This is a genomic window from Desulfovibrio faecalis (assembly GCF_053570625.1).
On the sequence record NZ_JBRBQR010000001.1, the window covers coordinates 2,413,417 to 2,429,807 of the forward strand.

Here is a 16,391-nt window from a genome sequence, read left to right on the forward strand (position 1 = left end):
TACAGGTTATGAGCCAGGAATTTTTTGATCCGGAACTTTTCGCCGATTTTATCGCGGAAGCCAAAGAACATCTCGAAACCATCGAGCCTAACCTTCTTGAGCTTGAGAAGGCGCCGGACAATCTTGCTCTGCTGAATGATATCTTTCGGCCCATGCACTCCCTCAAGGGCGCATCGGGTTTTCTGGGGCTGAACCGCATCAATCAGCTTGCGCACAAGTCTGAGAATATTCTGGACGAACTGCGCAAAGGCACCATGGTTGTCACCTCGGAGATCATGGATGTCATTCTGGCATCCACCGATGCCCTGCGCCAGATGATTGACAATCTTGAATCCATCAATGCCGAAGGCGAAGTGGAGATTGGGCACATCATGGCTCAGATTGATGCCATCATGGCTGGCGAAACAGCGCCGCAGCCTGTGGCGGCTGAGCCTGAAGCAGAGCCGCAACCAGAAGAAGAGATTGTCGAACCTGCCTCGGTTGTTGAAGACCCTGCCATTAGTGATGAACTGCCCACGGCGGATGAAGCTGCGGAAACGTATAGCGAAAGCAGCAACGATGACGCAGCCGCCACAGCCGGAGACGAAGCAGAGTTTACGGCCATGTCTGGCAAGGATTGGGTGCAGACGCTGCCTGATCTGCCCACGTATACCCTCACCGCCTTTGGTGAAGGGCACCTGAAAGATTTCATCGATGAGTCCAACGACACCATCGAAAACCTCACAAGTTCCCTCCTGGATCTGGAAGAAAATCCCGTTGGACGAGATGAACTGGTCAACGATATTTTCCGCTTCTTCCACAACATGAAGGGCAACAGCGGCATTATCGGCTACAGCGAACTGAATTCGCTCACGCACGAAGCAGAAACCCTGCTCAACAATGTCCGCCAGGGCAAAATCACGCCCACCCACGAGCTGATAGACCTTCTGCTTCTCGTGGTTGACGTGCTGGAAGCTCTGGTACAGCGCATCAATATTGAAGCGGGTTCAGCCACGCCTTTCAACATCTCTCCCGTGGTCAAGCAGCTTCAGGAAGCCCAGACAGGCGGTCCCATTTCCCTGCCTCAAGAACTTCTTGACGCTCAGGCCAGCCAGAACGGCAACGGTAGCCACGAAGCTGACGAGAGCCAGGAAAACGCAGAGCAGGAGGCCAGCGAGCAGGAAGCTCCTGCCGCCGCAGAACCCCACGCTCCGGTTGAAGTGGTCACGCCGACATTTTTTGCCGTTGGCGCTGAAAACGATGATACCGAGGCCTTTCGCGTCACGGTGCGCCAGCAGTTTGAAATTATTCATGCCGCTCTGGAAACACTCAAGAAAGACGGCAGCCACAAAGATTCCATTGATGCCCTGTACCGCTGCCTGATTGCGGTCAAGAACGCCTGCGCCTTCATGGAATTTGAAGACATCAAGGTTTACGCTGAGCGCACGGCTGGCATAGTGGACCAGGGACGCATCAGCGGTATTGATTTTGAATTGATGGTTGACCTGCTGGATCAGGAAGTTTCCATCATCAAGGACATGGTCCAGCTTGCGCTGGACGGCCCGGCCAAGGCCGCCCCCTCGGCTGCTGCGCCTGCTGCGGCTCCCAGCCCGGCCTCACCAGCGGACGAAAAGCCTGCTGCATCTGAAGCCGAACCCAAGATCGAAAAAGAACAGGCCGCCCCGGCCAGCACAGCAGAACAGAGCGCGCCTGCGGCGGCTCCGGCTGCCCCAAAGCAGGAGGCCCCGGTACCCAAGCCCGCCGAACCTGCCAAACCCGCCGCCCCTGCGGCGGCAAAGCCCGCTGCGCCCGCAAAACCTGCGGCGCAAGCTGCCAAGCCCGCTGCACCTGCCAAGCCTGCGGCGCCAGCCAAACCAGCGGCTCCGGCTGCGGCAAAGCCTGCGGCGCAAGCTGCGGCCCCGGCTGCCGAGAACCACAAGGGTTCGTCCACCATCCGAGTTGACCATGAACGCCTTGATCACCTGATGAATCTTATTGGCGAACTCATCATCAACCGTAACAGGTACACCCTCATCGCCCGTTCGCTTGAAGACACCGGGCATGACGTGGATATTTCTCAGGTCGCCCAGAGCCTTTCTGAAACCACCTACGCCATGGCGCGCATTTCTGACGATCTGCAAGACACCATCATGAAGGTGCGCATGGTGCCGGTTTCTTCGGTCTTTTCCCGCTTCCCCCGGCTGGTGCGCGACCTTTCGCGCAAAAGCGGCAAGGAAGTGGATCTGGTCATGGAAGGTGAAGAAACAGAACTGGACAAGAGCGTTGTTGAAGTCATCGGCGATCCGCTTGTCCACCTTATCCGTAACTCTGTTGACCACGGTATTGAGCCAGAAGACCAGCGCCTCGCTGCGGGCAAGCCCGCCAAGGGCAAGGTCGTATTGCGCGCCTTCCACAAGGGCAACTCTGTCGCCATTGAAATCGAAGACGACGGCAAGGGCATTGACCCCGCAAAAATGCGCGAAGTTGCCATCCGCAAGGGCGTCATCACCCCTGAGGAAGCCGCACAACTTGATGACCGCGAATCGCTGGAGCTTATCTTTGCCCCCGGTTTCTCCTCGGCTGAAAAAATCACTGATATTTCAGGCCGTGGCGTGGGTATGGACGTGGTGCGCACCAACATCAAGAACCTCAAGGGCAGCGTCAGCACGTATTCAGAGGTTGGCAAGGGAACGCGCTTCACCTTGAGTCTGCCCCTGACCCTGGCTATCATTGATGCGCTTATGGTCAATGTTTCCGGACAGATGTACGCCATCCCCCTTGATGCTGTCTCTGAAACCACCAAGATTGAAGCCGAACGCCTCACGGATGTGAAGGGTCGCAAGGCCGTAACCCTGCGCGGTGAAGTGCTTGGTGTTGTGGAGCTTTCAGAAATGCTGGGCCTGCCCCGCACTGATCCTCTGCCAGATGTGCTTTCCGTGGTTGTCATCCACGACAACGACCGCCGTCTGGGCCTTGTGGTCGATCGGCTTCTGGAACGGCAGGAAATCGTTATCAAACCCCTTGGCGCATACCTTGGCGATCTCAAGGGTATTTCGGGCGCAACCATCATGGGCGATGGTTCGGTCATCCTGATTCTTGACCCGCACGAAATATACATAATGGCAACCTCCAAAGCTCCCTCCATCGGCGCTGGGGGCGAACAGGGCAAGCAGCCGGTTTCAGTAAGAATGTAATGCTACAGGGGGCCACAAGGCCCCCTTTTCCATTGGATATCCGCGCCCGCCGCCCGTGCTTTTTTTCAGCCGGCGGCGCCATGCCGCACCTGCCACAAAAGGATAAAGTCATGCTGGAACTGTTGAGCAACCGCCGCAGCATACGCAAATTCACCGATCAAGCCGTAAGCGATGAACATCTGGAAAAACTGCTTATGGCCGGCCTGTTGGCCCCTTCATCCAAGGATACCCGCCCTGTGGAGCTGGTGGCCGTACGCGACAAGGCTGTTATTGCCGCGCTGGCAGATTGCCGCGATTCCGGCACCATGCCCCTGCGCACTGCCCCTCTGGTACTGGCGGTGGTGGCCGATACTGACAAATCGGACGTATGGGTTGAAAATGCCTCCATTGTTGCCATTCTGGTGCAACTGGAAGTGGAGCGTCTGGGCCTTGGCTCCACATGGGTGCAGATGCGCCTGCGCACCAACGGCGCAGCTTCCGCCGAGGCTGAAGTGAGAAAAACACTTGGCATTCCCGGTCATTATGGCGTACTTTGCCTCGTGGCCATTGGGCACAAGGACGAAGTAAAAAAGCCGCGAGAGCTTGACGCGTCTGACTGGGCGCGTACTCACCGGGATTACTTCTGAATTGCACAGTAGCCTGCTCCTGCGGATTGGCTTGAAAAATTGCGTTGTTCCAGAGTGTTAAAGTCTTCCCAGCTCAATGACGGGCTGGCAAGCCCGCACTTGAAGCGCAGTCGCCTTTTTTTGAGAAAATTTCTTGCCTTTCTATGCTGCATGAGCTATATGACCTTTTCGCGCGGTTATGCCCACATGCAACGCTGTCATTTTTCGGCGCGGGCTTTGTTCTTGCCGCATTTGAATTGAACTATTTTTTTGCATATACGGAGGAATGTATGAGCAAGGAATGCATCTTTTGCGGCAAAAAGCCCCAGGTCGGCAATCTTGTGAGCCACTCCAACATTAAGACCAAGCGTCGCTTCAATCCCAATTTGCAGCGCGTGCGTCACCAGTTCCCCGACGGCAGCGTGCGGACCCTTTCCGTCTGCACCCGTTGCCTGCGCTCTGGCGTTGTTGTTAAGCCCACGGTGCGTAAGCAGGCCTAACTGACCTTCTTTTGCAGCTTTCAGCCCCGACAGGTTTCTGCCGGGGCTTTTTTGCATATGCGCACAATTCCACCGAAAATTTTTGCCTTTTCGCGCCACTGGCGCGCCCGCCGCAGGCCCAACAGCCTGCCTCTCGACTGGCGCCCGGTTGCCAGCCTGCAAGGCACCACGGGCTACGCACGCTTTCGTGAATGGCTGCTTGTGCTCAATGCCTGCAATATCCCGCACCAGACCGTCCAGATGAACGGCAGGGAATACATTTATGTGCCCGCGCTGTTTGAAAACATTGCCCTCATGGAACTGGGGGACTTTGTACGCGAGAACGCCGCACCAGTTGCCCAGCCTCTGCCGCTGCGGGTTTTTCCTCATGCCTACATGGCAATACTAGCGCTGCTGCCGCTCATTCTCTGGCACGGCTGGCGCGTGGGCTGGTGGCCTGTCCCCGCAGTGCTGCCACCGCCAGACATGTGGAGCAGCGCGGGCATTCTTGACGCCGTGCGGGTTCGCGTTTTCAACGAATGGTACAGAACCGTCACCGCCCTTACCCTTCATGCCAGCCTTACCCACCTTTGCGGCAACATAGCCTTCGGGGCTATATTTATGACCCTGCTGGCCCGTATGACCGGCGTTGGCAGAGCCTTGTGGCTCACGCTGCTGGGAGGCGCGCTGGGCAATGCCCTGACCGTGCTGTTGCGGCCCCGCCCGGTTTTGAGCATGGGATTTTCCACGGCGCTGTTTGCCAGCATTGGGGTTATTTCCGGCTACATGGCCTGCCAGCAACAAGGCAAACGCAAGGCCATGCTGCCAGTGGCTGCCGCAGCCGCCTTGCTGGCCATGCTCGGCACTGAAGGTGAAAATACCGACTATGCCGCGCATCTTGCCGGGCTTGGCTGTGGGCTGGCGCTGGGCGCGCTTGAAGCCTGGCAGGTGCGGAACTGCCGTAAGAGGTTGAACCAATGGATGGCGGGGGCGCTCACGGCCCTGATCTGCGCCGCTGCATGGTGGTGGGCCTTTGCCGCCATGCGCAACTGACTGAGCAAAAAAAGATCCTGACGTGAACTCGCACATCAGGATCATGATTTTTGGCTGTATTTTTGATCGCCGCATATCTGCCAGAATCAGCCCAAATCAGAGCAGACCAGCGCCTTCTCACCCACTATCCTTCCGCCAGACCAGCTCCCACCCTCTTTATGCCTGCCCTGAGCAGCACGGCAACACTGTTCTTGCCAAGGCAAAACGCCTGATTCAGACCGCGTTGCCCCCCTGGCTCAGCTTGTGCAATGTACGCCCAAGCGGCGCTTCGCGGTGGAAAAGGAGCAGAGGCAGTATGGCCCCGATAGCCAGGGCGCACATGATGAAAAATGCAGTGAGTCCGTTGTAGACAACACTGACAAGCACAGTCTGGCCCTGAGGCGTTCCGGCAGTGTTGAGAAACTGCAAGGTCGCCAGAATGGCCTTGTAGGCGAACATGCCGGGAATCATGGGCAGCAGCGCGGGGAACACAAACATTTCCGCCGGGGTATGGCAGCGGCGCGCAATGGGCATGCTGCAAAAGGAAATAATCAACCCGGCGCAGAGCGAGGCGCTGGCAATCCCCATATCGGCCTGCAACAGCAAAAAACGGCTCATGTGGCCTGTGGCGGCAAGCAGGCCAGCCATGACGGCAATCCGCTTGGTGGGCCGCGAAATGGCCGCAAACCCAACTGCGGCAACAGCTGCGAGCGCGCCATCCGCAAGACAGTCAACCAGCATCATAACGAATCCACTCCCATCAGCAGCATGGTTGTAGCCAGCCCCAGAGCAATGCAGATAATGAGCGTACTGGCCTGAATCAGCCGCGAAACGCCCATGAGCACATGCCCGTCAAGAATATCCAGCATGGCGTTGATCAGGGGAATGCCGGGGATGAGAAACAACACGCTTGCAGCCATGCCCGTTTGCGGCGTGTTGCCCAGATGCAGCAGCACGCCCAGCGACGCCACCAGAGAAGCAGCGAACGAGCAGAGAAAAAACGTGACCTTCAGGTCAAGGCCCCAGTGCAGCAACTTTTGCCGCAGATAAAAGCCCAGAAAGGTTGCGCAGAAAACCAGCCCCATAGCCACTGCGTCGCCGTTGAACAAACCGCAAAAGGCGGCATTGGCGCAGGCCACAAGAAAGCGCAGCAACCCGGAATTAAGCGTGGGCACCGCGCAGATTGCGCTGAAATGCTCGCGCGCCTTGGCAAGGCTGAGGTTGTCATCGGCAATGCTCCAACTCAGGGCATTGAGCGCCGCCACCCGCTGAAAATTGGGCGCGCCAGACACAATGGAGCTGACCGCAGTGCGTCGCTCCGCCGGAATGCCCCCTTCGGCAGGCTTGATGACCGAAAGCATGAGGTGCTTGGGGAATATGGCCAGTTCCACCTCAAAACCATATGCCTGTGCAATGCGGCAGGCGGTGCGGTCAACTCGTGAAGTCTGCCCGCCCGCCGCAAGCAATGTGGAAGCATAAACCTGTATGAACTCAATAAGCTCTTTGGCAGTCAGAACGTTATGTTCTGTTCCGCAAGCGGCATCGGCCTTCTCGGTACTGGCCTCTGCCCCGCCCGCCTCAGTCGAATCCGCCGCCAATGCAGACAGCGTATTCAGACCGCCCTGCCCGTTTTGCAAACCCATAAACTAGATCCCGCTTTCATTATCAAGAAAAACCCAGTGCAGCATGCGCTTGTGAACCCGCAAACGGTATTCTGCCTGTTGCACCAGCAGTGAGGCCTTGCTGGCCAGAATGGAATCGTCAACACGAATCGCCGCTATGGGCGAAGCACTCAGCATAAGATGCGCGTCATGCGCCGCCTTGGCGAGCAGTTCCGGCGACACCTGCCAGCTTTCGCGCTCTTCGTCCGTCAGGCCGCTACGGCAGCCCGCAAAAACATAGTTGACGCCGCGCACGGCCTCTTCCACACTATCCACAATGGTAATGCGCGACCCGTAGCGCTCCGCAGCTTCTTTGAGCGGCGCGGGATCCACGCGGGACGGCACTGCAATACGCAGTGAAATGGGAAACCATGCCGTTGCCGCCATCAATGAATGCAGCGTACCGTTGACGCAGCCCAGCCAGCCGCAGGTCACGCCGTCAAGATAGCGCGAATTGCGCAACATGCAGGCGATGTCGGCCAGCGCATGCGCCGGATGCGCATCCGGGCTGCCCGCATTGATAAGCGGGAAGCGCAGGCACGATGCCTCCATGTCCCACCCGCTCACTGGCATGCCGTACATGTACATGCAGTCAATGTAGTAGCTGAAAACGGGCAGGAGCTGTTCCTGATAATCGTTCATTTCATTGCGCCAGCTGCCACGGCTGCCCTCGTACACGACATTGCCGCCCATTTGCCGCACAGCGGCGGAAACGCAAAGCCTCTCAGGCAGGGAGTGCTGCGAAAACATCAGCAGGGCCACGCGCTGCGCCATAAAGTCTGTTTGCAGCTTCGGTTCCGGCATGCCCAATGCCTGCTGCACCAGCAGCCAGGACGCCTTTTCACCAAGACTTTTGATATTTAAAATATGTCTTGCCATAGATCCTCCGTGACGGTCGTCACATACAGCATCTTGAACCCGCGATACTGTTCTATCAATGCGTGAAAATTCTGTCCAGCAAAGTACAAAAAGCAGCATGCATCACAAACCCTTATGCGCCTTTTGCGAAACATTTTTTTAACACGCTGAAAAAAAAGAGAATAGTGGATCTTGTCGCATTAATACCCATTGAATACTTGTGATTTAATCCACTTTTCAGCTACAGTACGGGTGCCCGCTTGCAGGGCCCACAGGAGTATACATGAGAGCATTTATTTTTGATCTGGACGGAACACTGGTGGACAGCCTGGAAGACATTGGTCAGGCCTGCAACGATGTTCTGGCCAGTCACGGTTATCCAGTCCATCCCTTGCCAGCGTACAGATTCTATGTGGGCCGAGGCTTTCACAAACTTGTGAATGACGCCCTCCCCGAGGGTGAAGCAGCAAAGCTTTCTTCAGACCAGCTGACAGCGCTGATTGCAGAGGCCCGCGCCCGCTATGGCGAAAACATGTGCGTGCGCACCAAGCCTTATGCCGGCATCACCGAGGCGCTGCAGCAACTCGCAGCTGACGGCCACGCCCTGGCCGTCCTTTCCAACAAGCCGGATGACCTCACGGTTGAGCTGGTGCGCCGCTACTTTCCTGATGTGCCGTTTACCCTTGTGCGCGGCGGCAGGGATGGGGTGCCCCTCAAGCCGGAGCCGGACGCCCCGCTCGACATGCTGCGGCACATGGACTTTTTGCCAGAGCGCAGCTTTTACGTGGGCGACAGCAACGTGGATATCTTCACCGCTCGCAACGCGGGCATGATCTCAATCGGCGTAGCCTGGGGATTTCGCGGCGCGGACGAATTGCGCGCAGCCCAGGCCGACCATGTCATCGACACGCCCGAGGCGCTGACGCGCATGGCAAAGGAGGCATAGTATGAAACGTCCCATCATTGAGATTGACGAAGAAAAGTGCAACGGCTGCGGACAATGCGTACTCGACTGCGCCGAGGGCGCGCTTGCCATCATTGACGGCAAGGCCAAACTTGTCAGCGACGTTTACTGCGACGGCCTCGGTGCGTGTCTGAACTGCCCCGAGGGCGCGCTGCGCCTTGTGGAAAGGGAAGCGCCCGAATTTGACGAGGAGGCGGCCCTTGCCGCCAAGGCAAAAAGGGATGGAACCGCCCAGCCTCACCGCCCGCACGGCGGCGGTTGCCCCGGCAGCATGGCGCGCACGTTCACCCCGCTGACCGGCGGCCCAGCAACCATGGCCCCCGCCGGTTCGCAAGACCTGCGGGCGCAGGTGCCCACCTGGCCCATCCAGTTGCGGCTGGTGCCGCCCACTGCGCCCTATCTGCGCGGGGCCAACATCCTGCTGGCCGCCCATTGCGCAGGCTTTGCCCTGCCCAATCTGCATGCGGACTGGATGCGCGGGCGCGTGCCCATCATTGCCTGCCCCAAGCTTGAAGACAATGAAGTACTGGTCGAAAGACTCACAGCCATCATCAAACAGGGCGGCATTTCGGGCATTACCGTACTGCGCATGAGCGTACCCTGCTGCGGCGGGCTGGACAGGCTGGCGCACCGCGCCATCGAGGCCGCTGACAGCACCTTGACGCCGGAGACGCATATTGTACAATTGTAGATATCTTACAAGCAGTATACGCGGGCAAGAAATGCCCATGTAGGAAATACCTAAAGTCCGCCTTGACAAAACATAGTGTAATGCTATGTTTTAGGGGCGGGCTTTTATTAACTGAGACTTTGCCCAAAAACCGTAACCCGCAGACGGGCCGTAAGGGGCAGTGACCGCACTGCCAGGTAAGACTGCTTTGCTGTAAAGGATCATAGACATGCCCATCAAGATTCCTGCTGATCTTCCCGCCTGTGCTGCGCTTGAAAGCGAAAACATCTTTGTGATGACAGAAGATCGCGCTGTCCAGCAGGACATTCGTCCGCTGGAAATCGCCATCGTCAACCTCATGCCCACCAAAATCGCCACAGAAACCCAGTTGCTGCGGCTTTTGAGTAATTCGCCCCTTCAGGTCAACATCACCCTGCTGCGCACAGAAGCTCATGAATCCAAAAACACTCCCGCACAGCATCTTGAGCGCTTTTACAAGACATTTTCAGAAATTCGCCATGGCAGCTTTGACGGCATGATCGTTACCGGCGCTCCGGTAGAACATCTCCCTTTTGAGGATGTGGACTACTGGCACGAGCTGCTGGACATCATGACCTTTGCGCAAAGCCGCGTGTACTCCACCCTGTACATCTGCTGGGCGGCGCAGGCTGCCCTGTACCATTTTTACGGTATCCCCAAGTACGCCCTGCCTGCCAAAGTTTCCGGCGTGTTCCAGCACGACATTTTGCAACCCGGCTGCCGTCTGTTCAGCGGCTTTGACGATACCTTTGCCGCGCCCCACTCGCGCCATACAGAAGTTCGCGCCGAGGATGTAAGCAAACAGTCCGCGCTGCGCATTCTTGCCGAATCACCAGAGGCCGGGCTTGCCCTGGTTGAGAGCCGCGACCACTCGCAGGTTTTCATGACCGGGCACCTTGAGTACGACAGGGGCACCCTGGATGCGGAATTCCGCCGCGATCAGGAAAGGGGCATGAACCCCATACCGCCCAACAACTACTATCCCGGCAACGATCCCAGCCGCCTGCCCAATATGAACTGGCGGGCGCACGCGCACCTGTTCTACTGCAACTGGCTCAACTACTACGTTTATCAGGAAACGCCCTTCAGCCTTACTGCCATTGCCCGTGACCGGCAGGGCAAGTAAGAGTTCATAATCCTGAACCCCCTACAGGATACGAGGATGCCTATGCGATTTTCTACCAGAACCCGTTACGGATTGCGCTTTTTGCTGCGTCTGGCGGCCCAGCCCCAGGGCTCTCTTTTGCAACTGGGGCAAGTGGCCCGTGAAGAAAACATCTCGTCGGGCTATCTGGAACAGATAGTGCGGGCACTGCGCCCCATGGGCATTTTGCGTGCTGTGCGCGGTTCTGGCGGTGGATATTCACTTGCCAAGTCGCCAACAGATATTAACATTGAAGAAGTCTTTCAGCACCTTGAGGGTGAAATTTCCCCTGTGCGCTGTCTGAGCAAGGGTCGCCATTGTCAGCGCGAATCCCACTGCTCCACCCGGGGCTTCTGGACAGAACTGGACGGGCATATCCGCTCCTTCCTGCAAAAGCGCACCTTGCAGGAAATCATCGACTCAGAGAAATGCTCCGTAACGGGAGGCAACCATGTGGAATTACACTGAAGCAGTACACGACCACTTTCTGCGGCCGCACAATGTGGGTCCCCTTGAAGGCGCCAACGCCATTGGCGAAGTGGGCAGCCTGACCTGCGGCGACGCCCTTAAGCTATATCTCAAGATCAACGACCAGCACATCATTGAAGACGCCAGCTTTGAAACCTTTGGCTGCGCCAGCGCCATTGCGTCAAGCTCTGTGCTGACCGATATGGTCAAGGGCATGTCTGTTGAAGACGCGCTCAAGATCACCAACAAGGACATCACCAATGCTTTGGGCGGGTTGCCCAAGCAGAAGATGCACTGCTCCGTCATGGGCCAGGAGGCGCTTGAAGCCGCCATCCGCCAATGGAAGGGCGAACCGCCCGTGCCCCATGCCCATGAAGACGGCAAGCTGGTGTGTAAGTGCTTTGGCATCACGGATGCCCAGATTATCCGCGCCATCACCGAAAACGGCCTCAAGACAGTTGAAGAAATCACCAACTACACCAAGGCTGGCGGCGCATGCGGCGAATGCCTTGATGAAATCGCCGAAATTCTGGCCGCCCAGCTCAAGCAAAAGCCCCTGATCGAACTCAAGCCCAAGCCGCGCCTCACCAACGTGCAGCGCATGCAGAAGGTGCTCAAGACCATTGACGAAGAAATCCGTCCGCAGCTTGCTGCTGACGGCGGCGATATTGAGCTGGTGGATGTGGACGGTCTGCGCGTTGTGGTCTCCCTGCGCGGGCGTTGCGCCCAGTGCCGTTCGAGCGAAGTGACCATCCGCGATCTGGTGCAGCGTCTGCTGCGCGAACATGTTGAAGCCGACATCGTGGTTGAGGAGGCCTAACCGCCATGAAAACCATCTATCTTGACAACAACGCCACCACGGCTGTTGCGCCTGAAGTACGCGATGCCATACTGCCCTATCTGAACGAGCTGTACGGCAACCCTTCAAGCATGCACACATTTGGCGGTCAGGTGGCCGATGCGGTCGAAACTGCCCGTGAGCAGATGGCCGGGCTGCTGGGCGCAAATCCGGACGAAATCATCTTTACCTCCTGCGGGTCGGAGAGCGACAATGCCGCCATCTGGTCGGCCATCCAGACCCAGCCTGAAAAGCGCCACCTCATCACCACCCGGGTGGAACACCCCGCCGTACTCAGCGTCATGCAGCACTGGGAACGCCAAGGCTACCGAGTGACCTACCTTGGCGTGGACAACAAGGGACGCCTTGACCTGGACGAATACGCAGCCGCCCTTACGCCCGATACGGCGCTGGCGTCCATCATGTTTGCCAACAATGAAGTGGGCAATATCTATCCCATCCAGCGCATGGCTGAAATGGCCAGCGAACGCGGCGTGCTGTTTCATACGGATGCCGTGCAGGCCGTGGGCAAAACGCCCATTGACCTTGCCCACCTGCCTGCGGACATGCTTTCGCTCTCCGGTCATAAGCTGCACGCCCCCAAGGGTATTGGTGTGCTGTATGTGCGCAAGGGTGTACGCTTTCGCCCGTTTTTGCGGGGCGGCCATCAGGAGCGGGGCCGCCGTGCGGGTACGGAAAACGTGCCATATATTGCAGGGCTTGGCGCAGCGGCTCAACTTGCCATTGCGCACATGCAGGAAGAACGCGTCAGCGTGGCCATGCTGCGCGACAGACTTGAACAGGGCCTGCTTGAACGTATCCCCGACTGCATGGTGAACGGCGATGTGGATAACCGCCTGCCCAACACCACCAATATTGCATTTAAAAACGTGGAAGGCGAAGCCATCCTGCTCATGCTCGACAGGCTCGGCATCTGCGCAAGCTCCGGGTCTGCCTGCACCTCTGGCAGCCTTGAACCTTCGCACGTGCTGCGCGCCATGGGTGTGCCCTTTACTTACGCCCACGGCTCCATCCGTCTTTCCCTCTCCCGCTACACCACGCAGGAAGAAGTGGACTTTGTCATCCAGAACTTCCCTGATGTCATCAAGACCCTGCGCATGATTTCTCCCTTCAAGGATTAATCCTGGCTCAGCAGTTGACGCAGATTCCAATGTTTGTAGATTATGTGCCGCACTCGTCTGGGTGCGGCACATTTACGTCTGCGGCAAAAATTCTGTGCAATTGCACACGCGGCATAAGTAACGCCCATGATGCAAAAAAGTACCCTTTCTGCCGACCGCTACGCAAATGAACCTATTGCCTCCTGGGGCCGGTTGTCCTATCATTTCACTTTGAATACCTGCCCTGATTGGTGTGAGTGAGGTTTCATGCGTTCAATTCGCCTTTTTGATCTGCTGATGGGTTTTTCGCGCGCGCTCGACATGGTTACACCACTTCTTGCCGGACATCATCTGCGGGTTGCCTTTTTGAGTCAGGTTATTGCAGAACGCATGCGGTTACCCCGCACCACGCGCAAGTACATGCTTATGGCCAGCATGCTGCACGATATTGGAGCAGTGCCGCTCAAAAGCGATACGCGCGACCTCATCTTTGAGCGCAACAAAGCCCTGCACTGTCGGGCTGGCTGGGCCTTTTGCAAAACTGCGGGGCTGCCCACGCCTGTGTGCGATATGGTGCTGCATCACCATACGGAATGGTGCAGTTATGAGGCATCCGACCAGCACGCACTGCCAGCCAACTGCATCCACATGGCTGACCGGGTTGATGTTGCCCTGCGCGGCAAGCAGGCTCCTGACATGCACAGCATCTGCCTCACTCTGCAGGCAAGAGACAGGGAATATGCCCCAGCCTGTCTGGAGGCGCTGGCAACCCTGGCTCATGATGCGGAAATTTCCGCGCTTCTGGGTAGCCACAAGCGCATGGAAGAATACCTGGCCAAGGCATTTGGCGCTGTGATTCTTGGCCCGGTGCAACTTGTGGACCTGTGTGGCCTTTTTTCTCAAACCATTGACTCCAAAAGCCCCTTTACCGCCACCCACTCCCTTGGCGTGGCCTATACGGCGCGCATGCTGCTCAGGCTGACCCGCATGGCCGACGCCGACGATCTCACAACCATGTTTGTGGCCGGTCTGCTGCATGATATTGGCAAACTCGCGGTGCCGCTCGAAATTCTGGAAAAACCAGCGGCGCTCACGCCCGACGAAGTGCGGGAGATTCAAAAGCACGCTGAAATCAGCATGAATTTGCTGGGTTCCATACCCGGTTTTACCTGTGTGCGTGAATGGGGAGGCAGACACCATGAACGCATCGACGGCACAGGCTATCCCCACAATATCGAAGGAAGCAGCCTGACGCTTCCTGTACGTATCATCGCTGTGGCGGATGTATTTACAGCGCTCACAGAAGACCGCCCCTACCGAAACGGCATGCCTCTGGCCGAAGCCATGAGAATCATCACATCCATGGCGGAACTCGGCTATCTGGACAACGGCGTGGTAGCGCTCCTGGCCGATAATGTGCTACGCGTCAACAAAGAGCGCATACGCGCCCAGCGCAAGGCCGCAGCAAACTTTGTGGTTATGCGCAGGCTGTGCGATGAGGCGGCAAAGGCTGCCAGGCAACCTTGAACTGGGTAGCCATACCCGCTGACAGGGGGAATCATGGGCGTTCCAATCATTTTTCTGATTATTGCTCCCTTGGCTGGCATTATCGCCATGCAGCTCACCCCGCCCTTTTCTCGGCTTGCTGTTGTCCTCTCCCTGATTTTTTCCCTCTGCGGCCTTGTGCTGCTCTACCGATACCTCCTGTTGCCCCTGCGCACGTTCGTGGCTGCCATTGCACAACCGGACTGCGCTGAAATCCCGTCCATACCCACGGCCTGTGATGTTGTGCGCGCTCTGGAAGACAGCCTCAATGCCAGAGAGGCCACGCTTCGCCACGATCTTGCCGAGGCGCACGAAACAGCAGACAAACTCCGGCAGGAAATTCAGGAACTGCGCGAAAGGCGCGTTGTGGACATGCAGACGCAGCAGACTGCCCTTGCGGCCCTGCGCAAAGCCCAATCTGAATTGAATGACATGGCAACTGCTGCTGGTGCGGACAATGGGCTGGCTGTGGACCGCCCGCACACTAGGGGCCAGATTCTTGACCTTTCTGCGGCATTGCACCGTAGCGAATGCATATTGCTGCACGCCAGCCAGCTTTTGGACACAGACACCACTGACAAAAACGAAGCAGATACTGCGCTTGCAGAGGCCTTTCCCTGGGATAGCCGTTACAATACGAACATTCCGGTCATTGACGGCCAGCATAAGCTCTTGCTCTCGTACATCAACAAGCTGCACCGTGGCATGCAGAAGGGCTGCGATAAAAAACTGCTGCTGGAAATTCTTGATGATCTGACGGGCTATGCCTTCAGCCATTTTGCCACAGAAGAAATTTTCTTCAGCCGCACGGCTTATCCGCTCACGGCACGGCACATTGAAGTGCACCAGAATTTCAGAAAAACAGTGACAGAACTCAGGGAGGCCGTGCTTGACGACAAGGCCTTTATTGATATTGCCCTGCTGGAATACCTGAAAACCTGGCTGGTGGATCATATACAGCAGATGGATGGGGGGTTTGCCTCCTATGTGATCGGCACAACCCCCACGCCGAAGCAGTAAGCCCTCTGCGGCCAGCCCCTAATAAAAAACCCCGCAAAAAGCGGGGAACAAACGTGGCCGACAGAGCAACCTGTCAGGACTCGCAAAAAGTTCAACGGCCAAGCAATGCTGCCGCTATTCGTTCCCGGGCGGAGCGGTCAAGAAGGCGCTGGTTTGAACTGCCCCTGAACAGTAATTCTAGGTCGCGGAGGCTTTCCACATAGGGGCCATCCACAAGAACATCCGTCAGTTCCAGCAGCCGACTTGTCCAATAGTCATTGCGGGCAAGCAGGGCTTCAAATGTGTACCCCGTGTAGGTCATCACATTTTTGCGCATGGCCTGTACGCCCTCGGCCACGGCGCAGAGCGCCTGGGCCTGCTCAAAGGGCTCCCCGCCAGACAGCGTCACACCCGCCAGAAGAGGATTCTCCCCAATCTGGGCAAGGGCGGCCTCCGCCGTAAACGGAAAGCCGCCCTCAAAGTCGTGCGTCTGCGGATTGTGGCACCCTTTGCAGTGATGCGGGCAACCCTGCGTGAACAAGACATACCTCAGGCCCGGGCCGTCCACTATGGATTCCTCCACAATGCCTGACAGCCGCATGACCCCGGCATTACCGGATTCAGGCATGCTTGACACGATCGCGCTCTTCCGAGCGCTTGGCGTTGTTGAAACGGTCAAGCGTTCCCACAAGGTAACCGGTGATGCGGCGGGTACGTTCAAAGCCCACATCCTGACCCACAAGTTTCTGCGCGGGCTTGGTTTCCTCGAACAGACGCGATTTCATTAGCATTTTC

At 57.3% G+C, this 16,391-nt stretch carries 17 protein-coding genes; 12 read left to right on the forward strand and 5 right to left on the reverse strand.

Features of this window, described 5'->3' with window-relative positions; translation table 11 throughout:
- The first annotated feature begins 8 nt into the window (after positions 1 to 8).
- The 4 genes from ACUZ79_RS10585 to ACUZ79_RS10600 all read left to right on the forward strand — a co-directional run bounded on the left by ACUZ79_RS10585 (position 9) and on the right by ACUZ79_RS10600 (position 5,310).
- On the forward strand, positions 9 to 3,173 hold the full coding sequence (locus tag ACUZ79_RS10585; RefSeq protein WP_449251568.1) for an Hpt domain-containing protein: 3,165 nt from the start codon (positions 9 to 11) through the stop codon (positions 3,171 to 3,173).
- Between the two features lie 110 nt (positions 3,174 to 3,283).
- Positions 3,284 to 3,799, forward strand: a complete 516-nt coding sequence (locus ACUZ79_RS10590; RefSeq protein WP_192111579.1) for a nitroreductase family protein — start codon at positions 3,284 to 3,286, stop codon at positions 3,797 to 3,799.
- Positions 3,800 to 4,068: 269 nt separating this feature from the next.
- Positions 4,069 to 4,278 (forward strand): 50S ribosomal protein L28, encoded by a 210-nt coding sequence (gene rpmB / locus ACUZ79_RS10595; protein WP_027180796.1) that lies wholly within the window; start codon positions 4,069 to 4,071, stop codon positions 4,276 to 4,278.
- A gap of 57 nt (positions 4,279 to 4,335) precedes the next feature.
- Positions 4,336 to 5,310 carry a rhomboid family intramembrane serine protease gene (locus tag ACUZ79_RS10600; protein ID WP_449251569.1) on the forward strand — a complete coding sequence of 325 codons (975 nt, stop codon included), beginning with the start codon at positions 4,336 to 4,338 and terminating at the stop codon, positions 5,308 to 5,310.
- A gap of 213 nt (positions 5,311 to 5,523) precedes the next feature.
- Here the strand turns inward: ACUZ79_RS10600 and ACUZ79_RS10605 are convergent, their stop codons facing one another.
- The 3 genes from ACUZ79_RS10605 to ACUZ79_RS10615 are packed head-to-tail and all read right to left on the reverse strand — an operon-like array spanning position 5,524 to position 7,829.
- The gene (locus tag ACUZ79_RS10605) at positions 5,524 to 6,033 is read right to left on the reverse strand and encodes a threonine/serine exporter family protein (protein WP_240825586.1); all 510 of its coding nucleotides are present in this window, start codon (positions 6,031 to 6,033) and stop codon (positions 5,524 to 5,526) included.
- Positions 6,030 to 6,932, reverse strand: coding sequence for a threonine/serine exporter family protein (locus ACUZ79_RS10610; protein WP_240825584.1), 903 nt, complete (start codon positions 6,930 to 6,932; stop codon positions 6,030 to 6,032). Before ACUZ79_RS10610 ends, ACUZ79_RS10605 begins: the two co-directional genes overlap by 4 nt.
- 3 nt (positions 6,933 to 6,935) lie before the next feature.
- On the reverse strand, positions 6,936 to 7,829 hold the full coding sequence (locus ACUZ79_RS10615) for an ornithine carbamoyltransferase (RefSeq protein ID WP_449251570.1): 894 nt from the start codon (positions 7,827 to 7,829) through the stop codon (positions 6,936 to 6,938).
- Positions 7,830 to 8,091: 262 nt separating this feature from the next.
- Between ACUZ79_RS10615 and ACUZ79_RS10620 the strand changes: the two genes are divergently transcribed.
- The 8 genes from ACUZ79_RS10620 to ACUZ79_RS10655 all read left to right on the forward strand — a co-directional run bounded on the left by ACUZ79_RS10620 (position 8,092) and on the right by ACUZ79_RS10655 (position 15,617).
- Positions 8,092 to 8,754 (forward strand): HAD family hydrolase, encoded by a 663-nt coding sequence (locus ACUZ79_RS10620; RefSeq protein WP_449251571.1) that lies wholly within the window; start codon positions 8,092 to 8,094, stop codon positions 8,752 to 8,754.
- A gap of 1 nt (position 8,755) precedes the next feature.
- Positions 8,756 to 9,463, forward strand: coding sequence for an ATP-binding protein (locus ACUZ79_RS10625; protein WP_449251572.1), 708 nt, complete (start codon positions 8,756 to 8,758; stop codon positions 9,461 to 9,463).
- 208 nt (positions 9,464 to 9,671) lie between these two features.
- Entirely contained in the window at positions 9,672 to 10,607 is a 936-nt protein-coding gene (gene metA, locus ACUZ79_RS10630; protein ID WP_240825577.1) for a homoserine O-acetyltransferase MetA, read from the forward strand.
- 42 nt (positions 10,608 to 10,649) lie between these two features.
- Positions 10,650 to 11,093 (forward strand): RrF2 family transcriptional regulator, encoded by a 444-nt coding sequence (locus ACUZ79_RS10635; RefSeq protein ID WP_027180794.1) that lies wholly within the window; start codon positions 10,650 to 10,652, stop codon positions 11,091 to 11,093.
- Positions 11,077 to 11,913, forward strand: a complete 837-nt coding sequence (gene nifU, locus ACUZ79_RS10640) for a Fe-S cluster assembly protein NifU (RefSeq protein WP_240825576.1) — start codon at positions 11,077 to 11,079, stop codon at positions 11,911 to 11,913. The genes ACUZ79_RS10635 and nifU overlap by 17 nt, the downstream gene beginning before the upstream one ends.
- A 5-nt stretch (positions 11,914 to 11,918) precedes the next feature.
- Entirely contained in the window at positions 11,919 to 13,073 is a 1,155-nt protein-coding gene (nifS, locus tag ACUZ79_RS10645) for a cysteine desulfurase NifS (protein WP_240825573.1), read from the forward strand.
- A 246-nt stretch (positions 13,074 to 13,319) separates the two neighbouring features.
- Positions 13,320 to 14,579, forward strand: a complete 1,260-nt coding sequence (locus ACUZ79_RS10650) for an HD-GYP domain-containing protein (protein ID WP_449251573.1) — start codon at positions 13,320 to 13,322, stop codon at positions 14,577 to 14,579.
- Between the two features lie 33 nt (positions 14,580 to 14,612).
- Positions 14,613 to 15,617 carry a bacteriohemerythrin gene (locus ACUZ79_RS10655; RefSeq protein ID WP_449251574.1) on the forward strand — a complete coding sequence of 335 codons (1,005 nt, stop codon included), beginning with the start codon at positions 14,613 to 14,615 and terminating at the stop codon, positions 15,615 to 15,617.
- A gap of 91 nt (positions 15,618 to 15,708) precedes the next feature.
- Here the strand turns inward: ACUZ79_RS10655 and nrdG are convergent, their stop codons facing one another.
- The gene (gene nrdG, locus ACUZ79_RS10660) at positions 15,709 to 16,224 is read right to left on the reverse strand and encodes an anaerobic ribonucleoside-triphosphate reductase activating protein (RefSeq protein ID WP_240825696.1); all 516 of its coding nucleotides are present in this window, start codon (positions 16,222 to 16,224) and stop codon (positions 15,709 to 15,711) included.
- Positions 16,217 to 16,387, reverse strand: a complete 171-nt coding sequence (gene nrdD / locus ACUZ79_RS10665) for an anaerobic ribonucleoside-triphosphate reductase (RefSeq protein ID WP_034605181.1) — start codon at positions 16,385 to 16,387, stop codon at positions 16,217 to 16,219. The genes nrdG and nrdD overlap by 8 nt, the downstream gene beginning before the upstream one ends.
- Positions 16,388 to 16,391 lie beyond the last annotated feature (4 nt).